The 17,342-nt window shown below is 70.8% G+C and carries 17 protein-coding genes; 10 read left to right on the top strand and 7 right to left on the bottom strand.

All coding sequences use genetic code 11. The annotated features are described in order from the left end of the window. Positions 1 to 146 precede the first annotated feature (146 nt). Both ACGFSA_RS05500 and ACGFSA_RS05495 read right to left on the bottom strand, forming a co-directional pair. Positions 147 to 1,109: a DeoR/GlpR family DNA-binding transcription regulator gene (locus tag ACGFSA_RS05500; protein WP_393300015.1), complete on the bottom strand. Its 963-nt coding sequence runs from the start codon at positions 1,107 to 1,109 to the stop codon at positions 147 to 149. 187 nt (positions 1,110 to 1,296) lie between these two features. Beyond that, positions 1,297 to 2,736, bottom strand: a complete 1,440-nt coding sequence (locus ACGFSA_RS05495; protein ID WP_393300012.1) for an NAD(P)H-quinone dehydrogenase — start codon at positions 2,734 to 2,736, stop codon at positions 1,297 to 1,299. Positions 2,737 to 3,010: 274 nt separating this feature from the next. On the opposite strand from ACGFSA_RS05495, the gene ACGFSA_RS05490 reads away from it, so the two are divergent. The 3 genes from ACGFSA_RS05490 to ACGFSA_RS05480 all read left to right on the top strand — a co-directional run bounded on the left by ACGFSA_RS05490 (position 3,011) and on the right by ACGFSA_RS05480 (position 6,121). Then, complete coding sequence (locus tag ACGFSA_RS05490; protein WP_393300009.1) at positions 3,011 to 3,448, top strand: gamma-glutamylcyclotransferase; 438 nt, start codon at positions 3,011 to 3,013, stop codon at positions 3,446 to 3,448. A 102-nt stretch (positions 3,449 to 3,550) separates the two neighbouring features. Further along, positions 3,551 to 4,375, top strand: a complete 825-nt coding sequence (locus ACGFSA_RS05485) for a purine-nucleoside phosphorylase (RefSeq protein ID WP_376338517.1) — start codon at positions 3,551 to 3,553, stop codon at positions 4,373 to 4,375. Between the two features lie 108 nt (positions 4,376 to 4,483). After that, positions 4,484 to 6,121, top strand: a complete 1,638-nt coding sequence (locus tag ACGFSA_RS05480) for a phospho-sugar mutase (RefSeq protein ID WP_393300005.1) — start codon at positions 4,484 to 4,486, stop codon at positions 6,119 to 6,121. Positions 6,122 to 6,733: 612 nt separating this feature from the next. Here the strand turns inward: ACGFSA_RS05480 and ACGFSA_RS05475 are convergent. After that, positions 6,734 to 7,378 carry a PH domain-containing protein gene (locus tag ACGFSA_RS05475; protein WP_393300002.1) on the bottom strand — a complete coding sequence of 215 codons (645 nt, stop codon included), beginning with the start codon at positions 7,376 to 7,378 and terminating at the stop codon, positions 6,734 to 6,736. Between the two features lie 137 nt (positions 7,379 to 7,515). On the opposite strand from ACGFSA_RS05475, the gene deoC reads away from it, so the two are divergent. Genes deoC through ACGFSA_RS05460 form a run of 3 tightly spaced genes read left to right on the top strand, consistent with a single transcriptional unit; the run spans position 7,516 to position 10,809 of the window. Beyond that, positions 7,516 to 8,478 carry a deoxyribose-phosphate aldolase gene (gene deoC / locus ACGFSA_RS05470; RefSeq protein ID WP_393299999.1) on the top strand — a complete coding sequence of 321 codons (963 nt, stop codon included), beginning with the start codon at positions 7,516 to 7,518 and terminating at the stop codon, positions 8,476 to 8,478. Positions 8,479 to 8,483: 5 nt separating this feature from the next. After that, entirely contained in the window at positions 8,484 to 9,923 is a 1,440-nt protein-coding gene (locus ACGFSA_RS05465; RefSeq protein ID WP_393299995.1) for an aldehyde dehydrogenase family protein, read from the top strand. After that, positions 9,913 to 10,809 (top strand): aldehyde dehydrogenase family protein, encoded by an 897-nt coding sequence (locus ACGFSA_RS05460; protein ID WP_393299992.1) that lies wholly within the window; start codon positions 9,913 to 9,915, stop codon positions 10,807 to 10,809. Before ACGFSA_RS05465 ends, ACGFSA_RS05460 begins: the two co-directional genes overlap by 11 nt. A gap of 69 nt (positions 10,810 to 10,878) precedes the next feature. Here ACGFSA_RS05460 and ACGFSA_RS05455 read toward each other — a convergent pair whose 3' ends face one another. Further along, entirely contained in the window at positions 10,879 to 11,283 is a 405-nt protein-coding gene (locus ACGFSA_RS05455) for a hypothetical protein (RefSeq protein ID WP_393299989.1), read from the bottom strand. Between the two features lie 64 nt (positions 11,284 to 11,347). Between ACGFSA_RS05455 and ACGFSA_RS05450 the strand changes: the two genes are divergently transcribed. Next, a complete protein-coding gene (locus ACGFSA_RS05450) occupies positions 11,348 to 12,058 on the top strand; it encodes a uridine kinase (RefSeq protein WP_393299986.1) in 711 nt (236 codons plus the stop codon). 94 nt (positions 12,059 to 12,152) lie between these two features. Here the strand turns inward: ACGFSA_RS05450 and ACGFSA_RS05445 are convergent, their stop codons facing one another. The 3 genes from ACGFSA_RS05445 to ACGFSA_RS05435 all read right to left on the bottom strand — a co-directional run bounded on the left by ACGFSA_RS05445 (position 12,153) and on the right by ACGFSA_RS05435 (position 14,277). Next, positions 12,153 to 12,404, bottom strand: a complete 252-nt coding sequence (locus ACGFSA_RS05445) for a hypothetical protein (protein ID WP_393299983.1) — start codon at positions 12,402 to 12,404, stop codon at positions 12,153 to 12,155. A gap of 556 nt (positions 12,405 to 12,960) precedes the next feature. After that, positions 12,961 to 13,095, bottom strand: a complete 135-nt coding sequence (locus tag ACGFSA_RS05440) for a hypothetical protein (RefSeq protein ID WP_393299979.1) — start codon at positions 13,093 to 13,095, stop codon at positions 12,961 to 12,963. 393 nt (positions 13,096 to 13,488) lie between these two features. After that, a complete protein-coding gene (locus ACGFSA_RS05435; RefSeq protein WP_393299976.1) occupies positions 13,489 to 14,277 on the bottom strand; it encodes a SigE family RNA polymerase sigma factor in 789 nt (262 codons plus the stop codon). 181 nt (positions 14,278 to 14,458) lie between these two features. On the opposite strand from ACGFSA_RS05435, the gene afsQ1 reads away from it, so the two are divergent. From afsQ1 to ACGFSA_RS05420, 3 genes are read left to right on the top strand one after another with little or no spacing between them, the layout of a single operon-like run. Continuing rightward, a complete protein-coding gene (gene afsQ1 / locus ACGFSA_RS05430) occupies positions 14,459 to 15,136 on the top strand; it encodes a two-component system response regulator AfsQ1 (protein WP_189275392.1) in 678 nt (225 codons plus the stop codon). After that, entirely contained in the window at positions 15,133 to 16,671 is a 1,539-nt protein-coding gene (locus ACGFSA_RS05425; protein WP_393299973.1) for an ATP-binding protein, read from the top strand. Before afsQ1 ends, ACGFSA_RS05425 begins: the two co-directional genes overlap by 4 nt. Beyond that, a complete protein-coding gene (locus ACGFSA_RS05420; protein ID WP_393299970.1) occupies positions 16,671 to 17,294 on the top strand; it encodes a hypothetical protein in 624 nt (207 codons plus the stop codon). The genes ACGFSA_RS05425 and ACGFSA_RS05420 overlap by 1 nt, the downstream gene beginning before the upstream one ends. Positions 17,295 to 17,342: the final 48 nt, after the last annotated feature.

Raw genomic sequence — 17,342 nt, 5'->3', positions numbered from 1 at the left:
CCCTTCGGTGTTGTCGTCAGTCACCGACTCCCCCACAGCCTTAAGGGCGTGGGAGGTACTCCCTCCGCGTCGACTCCGTCCTCCACCTTGCCGTCGAAGCCGCACGACGCCGCTCGCCGATCCACTCCCTGTCGTGGGGGAGGCCGTCAGCGGCGGCGCAGGTCCGCCACGCGGGCCCGGTCGCCGGGGGACTGATCCGTCAGGGCCGGAGCCGCGCTGCGCAGTTGCGGCCCCGGACCGCCATGCGTGCGCCGCTGACCGGGCAGGGGCATGTCGCGGCGCGCCTGGCGCCCCGACGGGTGGGAGTCGGTCCCGACCGGCCCCATCCCCGCCCCGGCCACCGCGATCTGTACGCCCTGGTCTGCCAGTGCCTGCAACTCGGTGGCGGACCGCTCGTCGTGGGCCGGAGGTTCGTCCGTCACCAGACGGGTGATCAGGTCCGTGGGCACCGTCTGGAACATCGTGTCGGAGCCGAGCTTGGTGTGGTCCGCCAGGACCACCACCTCCGCGGCGGCCTGCACCAACGCCCGGTCGACGCTCGCCGAGAGCATGTTGGAGGTGGACAGCCCCCGTTCCGCGGTGAGTCCGCTCCCGGACAGGAACGCGCGCGACACCCGCAGCCCCTGGAGCGACTGCTCCGCACCGCTGCCCACCAGGGCGTAGTTGGAACCGCGCAGGGTGCCTCCGGTCATCACCACTTCCACCCGGTTGGCATGGGCCAACGCCTGGGCGACCAGCAGTGAGTTGGTGACGACGGTCAGGCCGGGGATCCGCGCGAGCCGGCGGGCCAGCTCCTGCGTGGTCGTACCGGCTCCGACCACGATGGCCTCGCCCTCTTCGACGAGACCGGCGGCCAGGTCGGCGATGGCCGTCTTCTCCGCGGTGGCGAGATGGGATTTCTGCGGAAAGCCGGACTCCCGCGTAAAACCGCCCGGCAAAACCGCACCGCCGTGCCGGCGGTCGAGGAGTCCTTCTGCCTCCAGTGCCCGCACGTCCCGCCGTACGGTCACTTCGGAGGTCTGGACGACGCGGGCGAGCTCACGGAGCGATACTGCCCCGTTGGCGCGCACCATTTCGAGGATCAATTGACGACGTTCTGCAGCGAACACGAAACTGACAGTAACGTGACCACACGAGAGTTTTCAGCAGTTTGCGCCGAATAACGGAAGTTGTACATACAAGGGGCCGCCAAGTGATATAGGCGGCCCCGTTGTTGTTCCGTACTGATCGTCCGACGGCTTCCCGCCCGCCCGAGTTACCAGGCGTTGCCGGGGAATGCCGGGTTCCCGAAGGCGCTTACGCCTCGCCCGCGAGCTTACGGGTGTGCAACTGACGGGCCACTTCCGCGATCGATCCCGACAGGGACGGATACACGGTGAAAGCGTTTGCGATCTGTTCCACCGTCAGATTGTTGTCGACCGCGATCGAGATGGGGTGGATCAGCTCGCTCGCCCGCGGCGCGACGACGCAGCCGCCGACCACGATGCCGGTGCCGGGCCGACAGAAGATCTTGACGAAGCCGTCGCGGATGCCCTGCATCTTGGCACGCGGGTTGCGCAGCAGCGGCAGCTTGACCACCCGGGCGTCGATCTTGCCGCAGTCGACGTCGGCCTGGCTGTAGCCGACGGTGGCGATCTCGGGGTCGGTGAAGACGTTCGAGGAGACCGTCTTCAGATTCAGCGGGGTCACCGCGTCACCGAGGAAGTGGTACATCGCAATCCGGCCCTGCATCGCGGCGACCGAGGCCAGCGCGAAGATGCCGGTGACGTCGCCGGCCGCGTACACGCCGGGGGCGCTGGTGCGGGATACCTTGTCGGTCCAGATGTGGCCGGACTCCTTGAGCCTGACGCCGGCCTCCTCCAGGCCCATGCCCGCGCTGTTCGGGATCGCGCCGACCGCCATCAGGCAGTGCGAACCGGAGATGACCCGGCCGTCGGCGAGGGTGACCTCGACCCGGTCGCCGACCCGCTTCGCCGCCTGGGCGCGGGAGCGGGCCATGACGTTCATGCCGCGGCGCCGGAAGACGTCCTCCAGCACGGCGGCCGCGTCCGGGTCCTCGCCCGGCAGCACGCGGTCGCGGGACGAGACGAGCGTGACGCGGGAGCCGAGCGCCTGGTAGGCGCCGGCGAACTCGGCACCGGTGACACCGGAGCCGACCACGATGAGCTCCTCGGGGAGCTCATCGAGGTCGTAGACCTGGGTCCAGTTCAGAATGCGCTCGCCGTCGGGGAGCGCGTCCGGGATCTCCCGGGGGTGGCCGCCGGTCGCGATGAGCACGGCGTCGGCGGTGAGCCTCTCCTCCGTACCGTCGGCCGCGGTCACGACGACCGTGCGGGCGCCGTCGGCGGCCTGGAGGCCTTCCAGACGCCCGCGGCCGCGCATCACCCGGGCCCCCGCACGGGTGACGGAGGCGGTGATGTCGTGGGACTGGGCGAGCGCCAGGCGCTTCACCCGTCGGTTGACCTTGCCGAGGTCGACACCGACCACCCGCGCCGCCTGCTCGACGGGCGGCGTGTCGTCGGCGACGATGATGCCCAACTCCTCGTACGAAGAGTCGAAGGTGGTCATCACCTCTGCCGTCGCGATCAGGGTCTTCGAGGGCACGCAGTCGGTGAGTACCGACGCGCCGCCGAGGCCGTCGCAGTCGACGACGGTCACCTCCGCGCCGAGCTGGGCGCCGACCAGTGCCGCCTCGTAGCCGCCGGGTCCGCCGCCGATGATCACGATCCGGGTCACGAAAAGTCCGCCTCGCGTATGTCATCCCGCGGCCGTCTGCCGCCCCGGCCGGGGGTCCGGGGGATCACCCCGGGGGTATGCAGTACGTACTCCATTGTCCCGCACCCGCCAACATGCTTCGCCCCGGGGCCCTCCATACGGGAGCCGGGAGCGCGGAAGGGGCGCGGCGAGGTCCCCTCGCAGAGCCCTCCACCGGTTCTCCCCGGGGGCGCCGACCGGGGTCTTCCTCACAGGAATCGCCGCTCCCGGGGTCACCTCCCGTACCCTCGATCCCATGTCGCTCTACGCCGCGTACGCCGGCAACCTCGACGCGCGGCTGATGACGCGCCGCGCACCGCATTCCCCGCTGCGCGGCACGGGCTGGCTCAACGGCTGGCGGCTGACCTTCGGCGGGGAGCAGATGGGCTGGGAAGGCGCGCTGGCCACGGTGGTCGAGGCGCCGCGCTCGCAGGTCTTCGTGACGCTGTACGACCTCGCGCCGATGGACGAGGACTCCATGGACCGCTGGGAGGGTGTCGGCCTCGACGTCTACCGGCGGATGCGGGTCCGGGTGCACACCCTGGACGGCGAGGAGCCGGCCTGGATGTACGTGCTGAACGGGTACGAGGGCGGGCTGCCGTCCGCCCGCTATCTGGGCGAGATCGCGGACGCCGCCGAGTCGGCAGGCGCGCCGCACGACTATGTGATGGAACTGCGAAAACGCCCCTGCTGACCCGCCGGACCAGCACTTTTGCATGAATGTACAAGCAGGCGCGGGCAGACTCTGCGCAGAGGCATCTACGCGCGTAGGGAATCACCGGCTACCCTCTTCCGCGTGAACGCATCTGTTATTCCGGACAACATCCAGGGCGACCCGCACGCCGCCGCTGCCGACGCCGCTGCCCGCCTGCGCGAGCTGACCGGTGCCGAGACCCACGACGTCGCCCTCGTGATGGGTTCCGGCTGGGCACCTGCGGGCGACGCGCTCGGCACCCCGGAGGCCGAGTTCCCGGTGACCGAACTGCCCGGCTTCCCGGCACCCGCCGTCCAGGGCCACGGCGGCACGATCCGCTCGTACCGGATCGGCGAGAAGCGCGCCCTGGTCTTCCTCGGCCGCACGCACTTCTACGAGGGCCGCGGCGTCGCCGCCGTCGCGCACGGGGTCCGTACCGCCGTCGCCGCCGGCTGCAAGACCGTCGTCCTGACGAACGGCTGCGGCGGTCTGCGCGAGGGCATGCGCCCCGGGCAGCCGGTCCTGATCAGCGACCACATCAACCTGACCGCGGCGTCCCCGATCGTCGGCGCCAACTTCGTCGACCTCACGGACCTGTACTCGCCGCGGCTGCGCGCGCTGTGCAAGGAGGTCGACGACACCCTCGAAGAGGGCGTGTACGTGCAGTTCCCCGGTCCGCACTACGAGACCCCGGCCGAGATCAACATGGTCCGGGTCATGGGCGGCGACCTGGTCGGCATGTCCACGGTGCTCGAAGCCATTGCCGCGCGGGAGGCGGGGGCGGAGGTGCTGGGCATCTCGCTCGTCACGAATCTGGCCGCCGGGCTGAGCGGCGAGCCGCTGAACCACGAAGAGGTACTGCAGGCAGGGCGTGACTCGGCGACCCGGATGGGGTCGTTGCTCGCGCGGGTGCTCGACCGCATCTGACCGGGCGTCACCCTGCGGCGGGCGGTGTCTCCCGCCCGGGACGGCCCCGCGCGGCGTGCCACCCACTCGCACCCGGAAAACACCTCACCCCGCAGAAAGGCGGACACCGTGCAGCAGGACCTCATCACGCAGGCCAGGACCTGGCTCGCCGAGGACCCCGACCCCGAGACCCGCGACGAGCTCGCCAAGCTCATCGACGCCGAGGACCTCGACGCGCTCGCCGCACGGTTCGCCGGCACGCTGCAGTTCGGTACCGCCGGGCTCCGCGGTGAGCTGGGGGCCGGGCCGATGCGGATGAACCGGTCCGTCGTCATCCGCGCCGCCGCCGGGCTCGCCGCCTATCTCAAGGCGAAGGGGCAGACCGGCACGGTCGTCATCGGGTACGACGCCCGGTACAAGTCCGCCGACTTCGCCCGCGACACCGCGGCCGTGATGACCGGTGCGGGTCTGCGCGCGGCGGTCCTCCCCCGCCCGCTCCCGACCCCCGTCCTGGCGTATGCCATACGTCACCTGGGCGCCGTCGCGGGCGTCGAGGTGACCGCGAGCCACAATCCGCCGCGCGACAACGGCTACAAGGTCTATCTGGGCGACGGCTCGCAGATCGTGCCCCCGGCGGACGGGGAGATCGCCGACGCGATCGCCGCGGTCGGCCCGCTGGCCGGCGTGGACCGGCCGGAGAGCGGCTGGGAGGTCCTCGGCGACGAGGTCCTGGACGCCTATCTGGTCCGTACGGACGCGGTGCTCGACGCCGGGTCCCCGCGTACCGCCCAGGTCGTGTACACCGCCATGCACGGCGTCGGCACGTCCGTCCTGACCGCGGCCTTCGCCCGCGCCGGGTTCCCGGAACCGGTGCTCGTCGCCGAGCAGGCCGAGCCCGACCCGGCGTTCCCCACGGTCGCGTTCCCGAACCCGGAGGAGCCGGGGGCGATGGATCTCGCGTTCGCCACCGCCCGGCGCGCGCACCCGGACATCGTCATCGCCAACGACCCGGACGCCGACCGCTGCGCCGTCGCCGTCCCGGACCCGTCCGTGGACGGCGGCTGGCGGATGCTGCGCGGCGACGAGGTCGGCGCGCTGCTCGCCGCCCATCTGGTCGCCCGCGGTGCCACGGGTGTCTTCGCCGAGTCGATCGTGTCGTCGTCGCTGCTCGGCCGGATCGCCGAGAAGGCGGGGAACGGGTACGAGGAGACGCTGACCGGCTTCAAGTGGATCGCCCGCGTCGACGGCCTGCGGTACGGGTACGAGGAGGCGCTCGGCTACTGCGTCGACCCCGACGGCGTACGTGACAAGGACGGCATCACGGCCGCGCTGCTCGTCGCCGAGCTGGCCTCCGTACTCAAGGAGCAGGGGCGCACGCTCCTCGATCTCCTCGACGACCTCGCGGTCGAGCACGGGCTGCACGCCACCGACCAGCTGTCGGTCCGGGTGGAGGACCTGTCGGTCATCGCGGACGCCATGCGGCGGCTGCGCGAGGCCCCGCCGACCGCACTCGCGGGGCTCGCCGTCACCTCGGCCGAGGATCTGTCGGAGGGCACGGAGCAGCTGCCGCCCACCGACGGACTCCGCTACCACCTGGAGGGCGCCCGGGTGATCGTCCGGCCGAGCGGCACCGAGCCGAAGCTCAAGTGCTACCTGGAGGTCGTGGTGCCGGTCGGTTCGGCGGACGAGCTGCCCGCCGCGCGGGCCAAGGGCGCCGAACTGCTCGCGGGGATCAAGAGGGATCTGTCGGCGGCCGCCGGGATCTGAGCGGAAGCGCCCCCTCGTACGGGGGAATCGGGTACGGCAGTTGCCGCAGCCTTCCCCCTCCCTTCCCGATCATCGGACCGAGGCGGGGCAGGGCTGGCCGGTGTCCTCGCACCGGGCCGCCCCCGCTGTCCCGATCGTCCCCGGCCGCCCTCGCTGTCCCCGCCTCCCGTGCCGCGCAGCCGCCGGTCACGGGAGGCGGTGGCGTAGGGGGCCGGATCCCTGCGGTCCGGTACGCCGCGCCCGCCCTGGCCTGCTGCGCAGCCGTACGCCTCCTCGGGCTGCTGGTGCTCACCGGTGGCCGGTCTCAAGGGCCAGGCGCTGTGGCCGACGCCCACCACCTCCTGGCAGGGCGTTCTCGCCTCTCCGTCCGCTGCTGGTGATGGCCGCCGGCGACGACGGAACAGCCCTCAGAGCCTGTCGGGTGACCTCTGATCGGGCGGCCACGCCCTGGCACGCACGCTTCCCGCGTTGCCGAAACGCCCTAGTAGCTCCTTCCCCAAGCTCTCAGCTTCGTTCGAGCAGGGGAGACCCCATCCGAGGACCTTCCAGCGCCTTGGAATCGCACGCACCAGACCGCGTCCGCTTTCCGATCGAAGGTCACTTGACAGGCTCTCAGCCCAGCGCCAGCAGCACCACCAGCAGCACAGCCCCCGCGACCGACGTCGCAATCACCTCGTACGCCCACCGCACGACGACCGCCCCGGCGCCACCGGCGCCACCCGCGCCGCCCCCACCCTGCTCAGCCATCTCACGCAGATCCGCCACCGTCTGATCCGCCGCAGCAAGCCGCGCCTTCGTGTCCCGCACATCCGCATGCACCGACGTCCGCCGGTACGGGTCGTCCTGCGACTGGCGCGACTGCTGCCGTGCCGCCCTCTTGCGCTGCCGAATCGACACCGGCACCGCCCACAGCTGGTACTTCGCACCGTCCTGGGTGAACAGTTCGGTGGAGTACCTGGCCCGCACGTCCGCGACCGCCGCCCACGGCATCGTGATCGTCCGGAACGGGTTGCGGATCCGGATCCGCTCCTTGTTCGCCGACACGACCGGTCGCAGCGTGAACGCGACGATCAGCGGCACAACCGTCAGCAGCCCGGCCAGGGCCAGCCACGGCGTCCGCCCGTCACCGCTGATCAGGGCATCCACGCCGAGCCAGCCGATCATCAGGAGCAGCAGGGCACCACCCGCCATCCCGGCGGGCGACCTGAAGGTCCGGTCGGCGTAGGTCGGCTCGGTGGGAGGTGTGGGGCTCGTCATGAGGCCGATTCTGCCTGACGTGCGCAAGCCCCGCCGGAGCGGCCACCCCCGCACCCGAACGGCACCACGCCCCCACGCCGGTGACCCCTCCCCCCTGTACAGGCCGCTACGCGCGTAGATATGCTCCTCTGGTGACCATGCCCACCACTGCACCCGCATTCTCCGACGCCACCGCGTCCGACAGTGCGCTGCGCCGCTTCCTGCACGGGCTGCCCGGCGTCGACGCCGTCGGCCTCGAAGCGCGCGCCGCGTCTCTCGGAACCCGTTCGATCAAGACGACGGCCAAGGCGTACGCCATCGACCTCGCCATCTCGATGATCGACCTGACGACGCTGGAAGGCGCGGACACCCCGGGCAAGGTCCGGGCTCTCGCCGCCAAGGCCGTCAATCCCGACCCGACCGACCGCACGACCCCGCGCACCGCCGCGGTCTGCGTCTATCCCGACATGGCGGCGACGGCCGCCGCCGCGCTGGCCGGTTCCGGCGTGAAGGTGGCGTCCGTCGCGACGGCCTTCCCCGCCGGGCGCGCCGCGCTCGACGTGAAGCTCGCGGACGTCCGCGACGCCGTGGCCGCCGGGGCCGACGAGATCGACATGGTGATCGACCGGGGCGCCTTCCTCTCCGGCCACTACCTCAAGGTGTACGAGGAGATCCTCGCCGTAAAGGCCGAGTGCGCCCGTGCCGACGGCACCGACGCCCGCCTCAAGGTCATCTTCGAGACCGGCGAGCTGTCCACCTACGACAACATCCGCCGCGCCTCCTGGCTCGGCATGCTGGCGGGCGCGGACTTCATCAAGACGTCGACCGGCAAGGTGGCGACGAACGCCACGCCCGCGAACACCCTGCTGATGCTGGAGGCCGTGCGCGACTTCCGGGAGCAGACCGGTGTGCAGATCGGTGTGAAGCCCGCCGGTGGCATCCGCACCTCCAAGGACGCGATCAAGTTCCTCGTCCTGGTCAACGAGACCGCCGGCGAGGACTGGCTGGACAACCACTGGTTCCGCTTCGGCGCGTCGAGCCTGCTCAACGACCTGCTGATGCAGCGCCAGAAGCTGGCCACCGGCCGCTACTCCGGCCCCGACTACGTGACGGTGGACTGATCCCCATGGCATCTGCATTCGAGTACGCCCCCGCCCCCGAGTCACGCTCGGTCGTCGACATCGCGCCGTCGTACGGCCTGTTCATCGACGGCGAGTTCACCGACGCGGCCGACGGCAAGGTCTTCAAGACGGTCTCGCCGAGCAGCGAGGAGGTGCTCTCCGAGGTCGCGCAGGCCGGCGCCGCGGACGTCGACCGGGCCGTGAAGGCGGCCCGCAAGGCATTCGAGAAGTGGTCGGCACTGCCGGGCTCCGAGCGCGCCAAGTACCTGTTCCGGATCGCCCGGATCATTCAGGAGCGCTCCCGCGAGCTCGCCGTTCTCGAAACCCTCGACAACGGCAAGCCGATCAAGGAGACCCGTGACGCGGACCTCCCGCTGGTCGCGGCGCACTTCTTCTACTACGCGGGCTGGGCCGACAAGCTCGACCACGCGGGCTACGGCGCGAACCCGCGCCCGCTCGGTGTCGCGGGCCAGATCATCCCGTGGAACTTCCCGCTGCTCATGCTGGCGTGGAAGATCGCGCCGGCGCTCGCCACCGGCAACACCGTGGTCCTGAAGCCCGCCGAGACGACCCCGCTCTCCGCGCTCTTCTTCGCGGACATCTGCCGCCAGGCGGGGCTGCCGAAGGGCGTCGTGAACATCCTCACCGGGTACGGCGACGCGGGCGCGGTCCTCGTCGAGCACCCGGACGTCAACAAGGTCGCCTTCACCGGCTCGACCGCGGTCGGCAAGGCCATCGCCCGCCAGATCGCGGGCACCGACAAGAAGGTCACCCTGGAGCTGGGTGGCAAGGGCGCCAACATCGTCTTCGACGACGCCCCGATCGACCAGGCCGTCGAGGGCGTCGTCACCGGCATCTTCTTCAACCAGGGGCAGGTCTGCTGCGCGGGCTCGCGCCTCCTCGTGCAGGAGTCGATCCAGGACGAGCTGCTGGACTCCCTGAAGCGCCGGCTGTCCACGCTGCGCCTCGGCGACCCGCTGGACAAGAACACCGACATCGGTGCGATCAACTCCGCGGAGCAGCTCTCCCGGATCACGGCGCTGGTCGAGACGGGCGAGGCGGAGGGCGCCGAGCGCTGGTCGGCCCCGTGCGAACTCCCGTCCTCCGGCTACTGGTTCGCCCCGACGCTGTTCACGAACGTCACCCAGGCGCACACCGTCGCCCGCGACGAGATCTTCGGCCCGGTGCTCTCCGTCCTGTCGTTCCGTACGCCGGACGAGGCGGTGGCCAAGGCCAACAACAGCCAGTACGGCCTGTCGGCCGGCATCTGGACGGAGAAGGGCTCCCGCATCCTCGCGGTGGCGAGCAAGCTCCGGGCGGGCGTCGTCTGGGCCAATACGTTCAACAAGTTCGACCCGACCTCGCCGTTCGGCGGATACAAGGAGTCGGGCTTCGGCCGCGAAGGCGGCCGTCACGGCCTGGAGGCGTACCTCGATGTCCGATAACCGTCTGAGCGTCTTCAAGACCTACAAGCTGTACGTCGGGGGCAAGTTCCCCCGCTCCGAGAGCGGCCGGGTGTACGAGGTGACGGACTCCAAAGGCAAGTGGCTGGCGAACGCCCCGCAGTCCTCCCGCAAGGACGCACGGGACGCGGTCGTGGCCGCCCGCAAGGCGTTCGGCGGCTGGTCGGGCGCGACGGCGTACAACCGCGGCCAGATCCTCTACCGCATCGCGGAGATGCTGGAGGGCCGCAAGGACCAGTTCGTACAGGAAGTGGCGGACGCGGAGGGCCTGTCGAAGTCCAAGGCGGCGGCCGTCGTGGACGCGGCGATCGACCGCTGGGTCTGGTACGCGGGCTGGACCGACAAGATCGGCCAGATCGTGGGCGGGGCGAACCCGGTCGCGGGCCCGTTCTTCAACCTGTCCACGCCCGAGCCGACGGGCGTGGTCGCGGTCGTCGCGCCGCAGAAGTCGTCGTTCCTGGGCCTGGTCTCCGTCGTAGCGCCGGTGATCGCGACCGGCAACACGGCGGTCGTCATCGCGTCCGCCGACGCCCCGCTCCCGGCGCTGTCCCTGGGCGAGGTGCTGGCCACCTCCGACCTGCCGGGCGGCGTGGTGAACATCCTGTCCGGGAAGACGGCGGAGCTCGCGGCCCCGCTCGCATCCCACCAGGACGTGAACGCGATCGATCTCACGGGCGCCGACGCCGGTCTGGCGAAGGAGCTGGAGATCGCGGCAGCGGACAACCTGAAGCGTGTCCGCCGTCCACAGGCTGTGGACGGCGACGACTGGTCGGCCGACCCGGGCACGGACCGCCTGACGGCCTTCCTGGAGACCAAGACGGTCTGGCACCCCACGGGCGCGCTCGGCGCCTCGGGTTCCTCCTACTGACCGACGCGGCTGCGGCCCGCCCCTCCGGCAACACCGCGGAGGGGCGGGCCGCAGCCCTGTGTGCCGTGATCAGCCGTGCACCAGCCCCGTCACCTGCCCCACCAACGGCAGGTCGTTCAGCGAACCACCGCCGCTCAGCGGGTCGGTGACGATGCCCGTGGTGACCGGCTTGAAGTCGGCGATCTGCGTCCCCACCCGGTTGGACAGCGGGTCCACACCCGTCTTGGCCAGCGGGTCGAGCCGAAGGTTCGTGACCGGAGAGACCCCGTGTCCGAGTGCCCCGGTCACCGCGCCCCCGGTCGCCTCACCGACCGCGTCGAGGCTGCTGTCGGCACCCGAGGCCGGAGCGATGGGCAGCGGCGCCGCCTGGGCCGCCGCACCCCCCGCACCGAGCGCGGCGCCCACCGCGGTGACGGTCAGACCTGCGCGCAGCAGCGCGCGGCGCCGGGACCTGGAAAGTGCATGTCGTGCCATGGAATTCCCGCCTGATCGATGCCGATCGAGTAATCATCTGAGTACGTAGAGTAGTTGAGGTGTGATGCTGGATACCAACACGGGCACCGGGGGATCCCCTGCGCGGGTCAATGCCTCACACTCGTGTCCTGTGAGTTCCCAACCGATCCCGACCCGCGTCGTGCTGCTCGCGGGCCCCTCCGGCTCCGGCAAGTCCTCCCTGGCCGCCCGCACCGACCTTCCGGTGCTGCGCCTGGACGACTTCTACAAGGAGGGCGACGACCCCACACTGCCGCTCGTCCCCGGCAGCACGGACATCGACTGGGACTCCGCGCAGTCCTGGGACGCCGATGCGGCGGTCGCCGCGATCATGGAGCTGTGCCGCACGGGGCGTACGAAAGTGCCGGTGTACGACATCGCCACGAGCTCCCGGGTCGACCGGGAAGCCCTCCACATCGAGCGGACGCCGCTGTTCGTGGCCGAGGGGATCTTCGCGGCGGACATAGCTGAGCGGTGCCAGGAGCTGGGTGTGCTCGCCGACGCGCTGTGCCTGCGCGGCCGCCCCTCGACCACGTTCCGCCGCCGCCTGCTGCGCGACCTGCGCGAGGGCCGCAAGTCCGTGCCGTTCCTGCTGCGACGCGGCTGGCGCCTGATGCGCGCCGAACGCCGCATCGTGGCCCGCCAGACGGCCCTGGGTGCGTACCCCTGCGGCAAGGAAGAGGCCCTGGGCCGCCTGGCCGCGGCGGCTGCGGGACGCTGCCGGCGGGCACCGGTGGGGGCGCCGGTCCCGGAGTAGGGGCAGGCCGGCGGGGTTTGCCGGTGTGGAGTCGCTGCTGGGGCTCTGAACCGGAAGGTCACCACCTGTGTGCGTGAGGCCGGCTCGGCGCGGCTCAGTCCAGGTACGTCAGGGCCTCGCGGCGGGCCGGCCTCTGCCCGCGTTCGGCCCGCTCGCGCGCCGCCTCCCGGTCGGCCCCTGCGGCCCCCGCCGCGTCACGCCACTCCCCGAACATCAACGCCCCCTCCTTCTCAAGGACTTCGGCACCGGTGGTGCCCACCTGCACGCACCACCGGGCGACGAGGTGTCCCGCCGCGTCCTCGGAGACGGCGGGAACAGCGGCCGGACGCGTCCTGCGGTCGGCCACGCCCGGCCGGCCGCATATTCAGCCCGGCGCGCACAGGAGCTTGAACAGCGCCAGGCACACGGTCACACCCTCACCTCACGGCTGTGCCGCAGTCGAACGTCTCAGTCGCGGACTTCACGAAGGACTCGAAGTACGTGTCCCGCGCCGGGAGATCCGAGTGACGCTTCCGTGCCTCCAAGTACTGCAGCCCCGACTCAGAGCCTGTCGGGTGACCTCTGATTGGGCGGCCACGCCCTGGCACGCACGCTTCCCGCGTTGCCGAAAGGCCCTAGTAGCTCCTTCCCCAAGCTCTCAACTTCGTTCGAGCAGGGGAGACCCCATCCGAGGACCTTCCAGCGCCTTGGAATCGCACGCACCAGACCGCGTCCGCTTTCCGATCGAAGGTCACCCGACAGGCTCTCAGCCGCCAGATAGAGATCGCCTTGAGCACAGGGCAGAACCATCCTTTGCGAATCGACGACCTCGGCTTCCCGGCCGTCCGGCGCCTCACCCTTGCTCGTGCCCGGCGACTTCTTCACAGCGGAGATGAGCAGCGGGTCCCGGGAAGCCGTGTACGTCATGAAGCCGTCTCGATGGCGTCGGCCGCGGCGCGCTTCTCCGCCGGGGTGGAGACCAGCCCGGCGCCGCCGGGCACGAAGGGGCCGTACACGGGGGGTGAAGACGGTTCGGCCGGGGCCTGGTTGAGCCGCATCGCGGGCGACCCACCGCTCCCTGTAGCCGTCGATATCTGATCGCTTGCCTGACTGCTTACTTGTTCACTCATGAGTTCCCCCGGCACGCCCGCGCTTGACGTGGTCGCCTCAGGCTGACAAGAGCCTTCTTCCGCGCGGCGGCAAGGCGACGCGTGAAGGAGGGGACGCCTGTGAGAGATGCAGGCCCGGCCGGATCCGGGGCTCAGCACAGGGCAAAGCGACGGGACCGGTCCGCCCGTGCCCGGAACACCGCCGCACACACGTCGAGCGGGGCCGGACGGGACCCCCCGGCCCGTCCGACCCCGCTGCGCTCTCCCCCGTACCGCCGCCTCCCCCGAAGCCGCGGCCCGTTCCTCCCCCGTGTCCCCCGTGTCCCCGTTCCCCTCGTCGCCTCAGGCCACCAGCTCGCCGAAGGACTCCTCCTCGTCACGGCCGAAGCTCAGCACCTCGTCGTCGCGCAGCCGCCGCAGCGACCGCCAGATGCTCGACTTCACCGTGCCGACACTGATGTCGAGGATCGACGCGATCTCCGGGTCGGTGCGGCCCTCGTAGTACCGCAGGACCAGCATCGTGCGCTGGAGTTCCGGCAGCCGCGCCAGCGCCTGCCAGAGCACGGCGCGCAGTTCCGTACCGCGCATCGCGTCCGTGTCGCCCACCGTCTCCGGCAGCTCCTCGGTCGGGTACTCGTTGAGCTTGCGCCTGCGCCAGGCGCTGATGTGCAGGTTGGTCATGGTGCGGCGCAGATAGCCACCGACCGCCGCCTTGTCACTGATCCGGTCCCACGCCCGGTACGTCGAGAAGAGGGCGCTCTGCAGCAGGTCCTCGGCCTCGAACCGGTCTCCGGTCAGGTGGTAGGCGGTTGCGTACAGGGAGGCGCGGCGCTCCTGGACGTAGGCCGTGAACGCCGCTTCGGCGTCCGAGCTCTCCGTCCGGGACGTTTGCTCCCCCGTGACCTCCCCGTACGCGGCTCCCCCGCCGGCTCCCGCAGTGGCGTCGACCACCGTCATACAGGACGTGTGCTGACGCCCGGCGCCACGAACGCACCCCCGGCCGCCCCCGAGCTCTCGGTTCCGCTCGAGCAGGGAGGCACCCCCTCCGGTGCCGGACTTCTCGGTGCCCCTGCCGACGTCGTGGAGACGCGTGACAACTGCGCTTGTGGTCGTGCTGTGCAGTGCGTTCATCCCGCGCCCCCCGTCGGTGGAGTCCGTCCGTTCCTTGTGCCAATGAGCTTGCCCGGGCTGTTTCATGGCGCTGTCCGCCGACTGTCACAGACCTGTCACAGGTTCTCCCACCGGTGCGCCGGACGCATGAGAGCGCTTCAAGTGTCGAACTGAAGCTCCACCATGGGCCAGAATGACCTCCGTGCCTTTCCTGTTGCTGATCGAGGACGACGACGCCATCCGCACGGCCCTCGAACTCTCGCTGTCGCGCCAGGGCCACCGTGTGGCCACCGCGGCGACGGGAGAGGACGGCCTGAAACTGCTGCGCGAGCAGCGGCCGGACCTGATCGTGCTGGATGTGATGCTGCCCGGCATCGACGGTTTCGAGGTGTGCCGCCGCATCCGGCGCACCGACCAGCTGCCGATCATTCTGCTGACCGCGCGCAGCGACGACATCGACGTCGTGGTCGGACTGGAGTCCGGCGCCGACGACTATGTGGTGAAACCCGTGCAGGGCCGGGTGCTCGACGCCCGGATCCGTGCGGTGCTGCGCCGCGGCGAGCGCGAGTCCACGGACTCGGCGACGTTCGGGAACGTCGTCATCGACCGTTCCGCGATGACCGTGACGAAGAACGGGGAGGACCTGCAGCTCACGCCGACCGAGCTGCGGCTCCTGCTCGAACTGAGCCGTCGCCCCGGACAGGCCCTGTCGCGCCAGCAGTTGCTGCGGCTGGTCTGGGAGCACGACTATCTCGGTGACTCCCGGCTGGTCGACGCCTGTGTGCAGCGGCTGCGCGCCAAGGTGGAGGACGTGCCGTCCTCGCCGACCCTGATCCGTACCGTACGCGGCGTGGGCTACCGGCTGGACTCACCTCAGTGAGTGCTGCCGCCAAACGCAGCCTGCTCGCCGGACTCCGCTGGACCAGTCTGCGGCTGCGGCTCGTCATCGTGTTCGCACTGGTGGCGCTGACCGCCGCGGTGTCGGCCTCGGGAATCGCGTACTGGCTCAACCGCGAGGCGGTCCTGACGCGGACGCAGGACGCGGCGCTCGGGGACTTCCGGCAGGAGATGCAGAACCGGGCGGCTTCGCTGCCGCTGCGCCCGACCAAGGATGACCTGCAGAACACCGCGGTGCAGATGGCGAGCAGCAGCCCCGGCTACAGCGTGCTGCTCGTCGACAAGCGTGACGGCGGCAAGCCGATCGTGGGCAACTCCGATCTGGACTCGTTCACGCTCGACAACGTGCCGCTCTCGCTGCAGCGGCAGGTCAACCGGAAGCAGCCGGTGGAGGCGGGCAACAAGTACGCGTACCACCTGTTCTGGCAGCGGACCTCGATCCGCGGTACGCCGTACCTGGTGGCCGGCACGAAGATCATCGGTGGTGGTCCGACCGGCTACATGCTGAAGTCGCTCGACCAGGAACGGCAGGACCTCAACTCCCTTGCGTGGTCGCTGGGGATCGCCACGGCTCTCGCCCTGGTCGGCTCCGCGCTGCTGGCGCAGGCCGCCGCGACGACGGTGCTGCGGCCGGTGCAGCGGCTCGGTGACGCGGCGCGCAAGCTGGGCGAGGGGAAACTCGACACCCGCCTCGTGGTGTCCGGCACCGATGAACTCGCCGATCTCTCCCGCACGTTCAACAAGGCCGCGAGTTCGCTGGAGAAGAAGGTCGCGGACATGAGCGCGCGGGAGGAGTCCAGCCGCCGGTTCGTCGCCGACATGTCGCACGAACTGCGGACTCCGCTCACCGCGATCACCGCGGTCGCCGAGGTGCTGGAGGACGAGGCCGACAGCCTCGACCCGATGATCGCGCCGGCCGTGCACCTGGTGGTCAGCGAGACCCGACGGCTCAACGACCTGGTGGAGAACCTGATGGAGGTCACCCGCTTCGACGCGGGTACCGCCCGGCTCGTCCTCGACACGGTCGATGTCGCCGACCAGGTCACCGCCTGCATCGACGCCCGCGCCTGGCTGGACGCGGTGGATCTGGACGCCGAGCGCGGCATGATGGTCCGCCTCGATCCGCGTCGGCTCGATGTGATCCTGGCCAATCTGATCGGCAACGCGCTGAAGCACGGCGGTTCGCCGGTACGGGTCGCGGTACGGACCGACGGCGACGAACTCGTCATCGAGGTGCGCGACCACGGCCCCGGCATTCCCGAGGACGTCCTGCCGCACGTCTTCGACCGTTTCTACAAGGCCAGTGCGTCCAGGCCACGTTCGGAGGGCAGCGGGCTGGGTCTGTCGATCGCCATGGAGAACGCGCACATCCACGGCGGTGACATCACCGCGGCGAACTCGCCGGACGGCGACGGCGCGGTGTTCGTCCTGCGGCTGCCGCGCGATGCCGAACAGCTCACCCGCACCGCGCAGGATCATGACGCGGAGGTCCAGGACGAGGAGGGAGACGCGACGTGATGCGCAGCAACCGTGGTGGGTGCCGGGCGCGCCGCTCGGCCGGGGCGCTGGCCGGCGCCGTCGTCTGTGCCGTGCTGGCCGCCGGGTGCGGGATCAGGACCACCTCGGTGCCGGTCGACGCCGGGGCCGCGCCGTCGCGGGTGCCGTGTTCGATGTCCGCGGAGGACGTCAGCACACAGGCGTTGAAAGGCATCCCGGTCCAGATCTATCTGGTCTGCGCCTCGCAGCTGGTCACGGTGGACCGCGCGGTGCAGGTCCACGACGCGAAGTCGGACCGGATCCAGGTGGCGCAGGCGCTCCTCGACGAGCTGCAGCGGGAACCGGCCGGCGATGAGCGCCAGGCCGGCTTCTCCACGACCGTGCCGACGACGCTCCGGATCAGCGAGGCACGTCGGGGCGATCCGGCGGCCGCGCTGCGGCTCAGCGAGCAGCCGGAGGACCTGCCGTCGGAGGCGGTGGCGCAGATCGTGTGCACCTACGCGGAGAGCGAGTCGCTCGCCCCGGACGGCACGGTGATGCTCGGCGGACCGGGGAACTACGCGCCGCGCGGCTATCTGTGCACTTCGGAGACGAAGGCCCGGCCGAAGTCCGTACCGACGCTCGGCGCGCTCGAGCCGCCCTGACGGCCTCCCCCGCCCGGGTTTCCTGGGGCGGGGCGGAACCGATCCCGC

This window comes from Streptomyces sp. NPDC048496 (assembly GCF_043200055.1).
In the GTDB taxonomy this organism is placed as follows: domain Bacteria; phylum Actinomycetota; class Actinomycetes; order Streptomycetales; family Streptomycetaceae; genus Streptomyces.
Note: the sequence above shows the minus strand (reverse complement) of the source record. Positions and strands in the feature narration are given on the sequence as shown.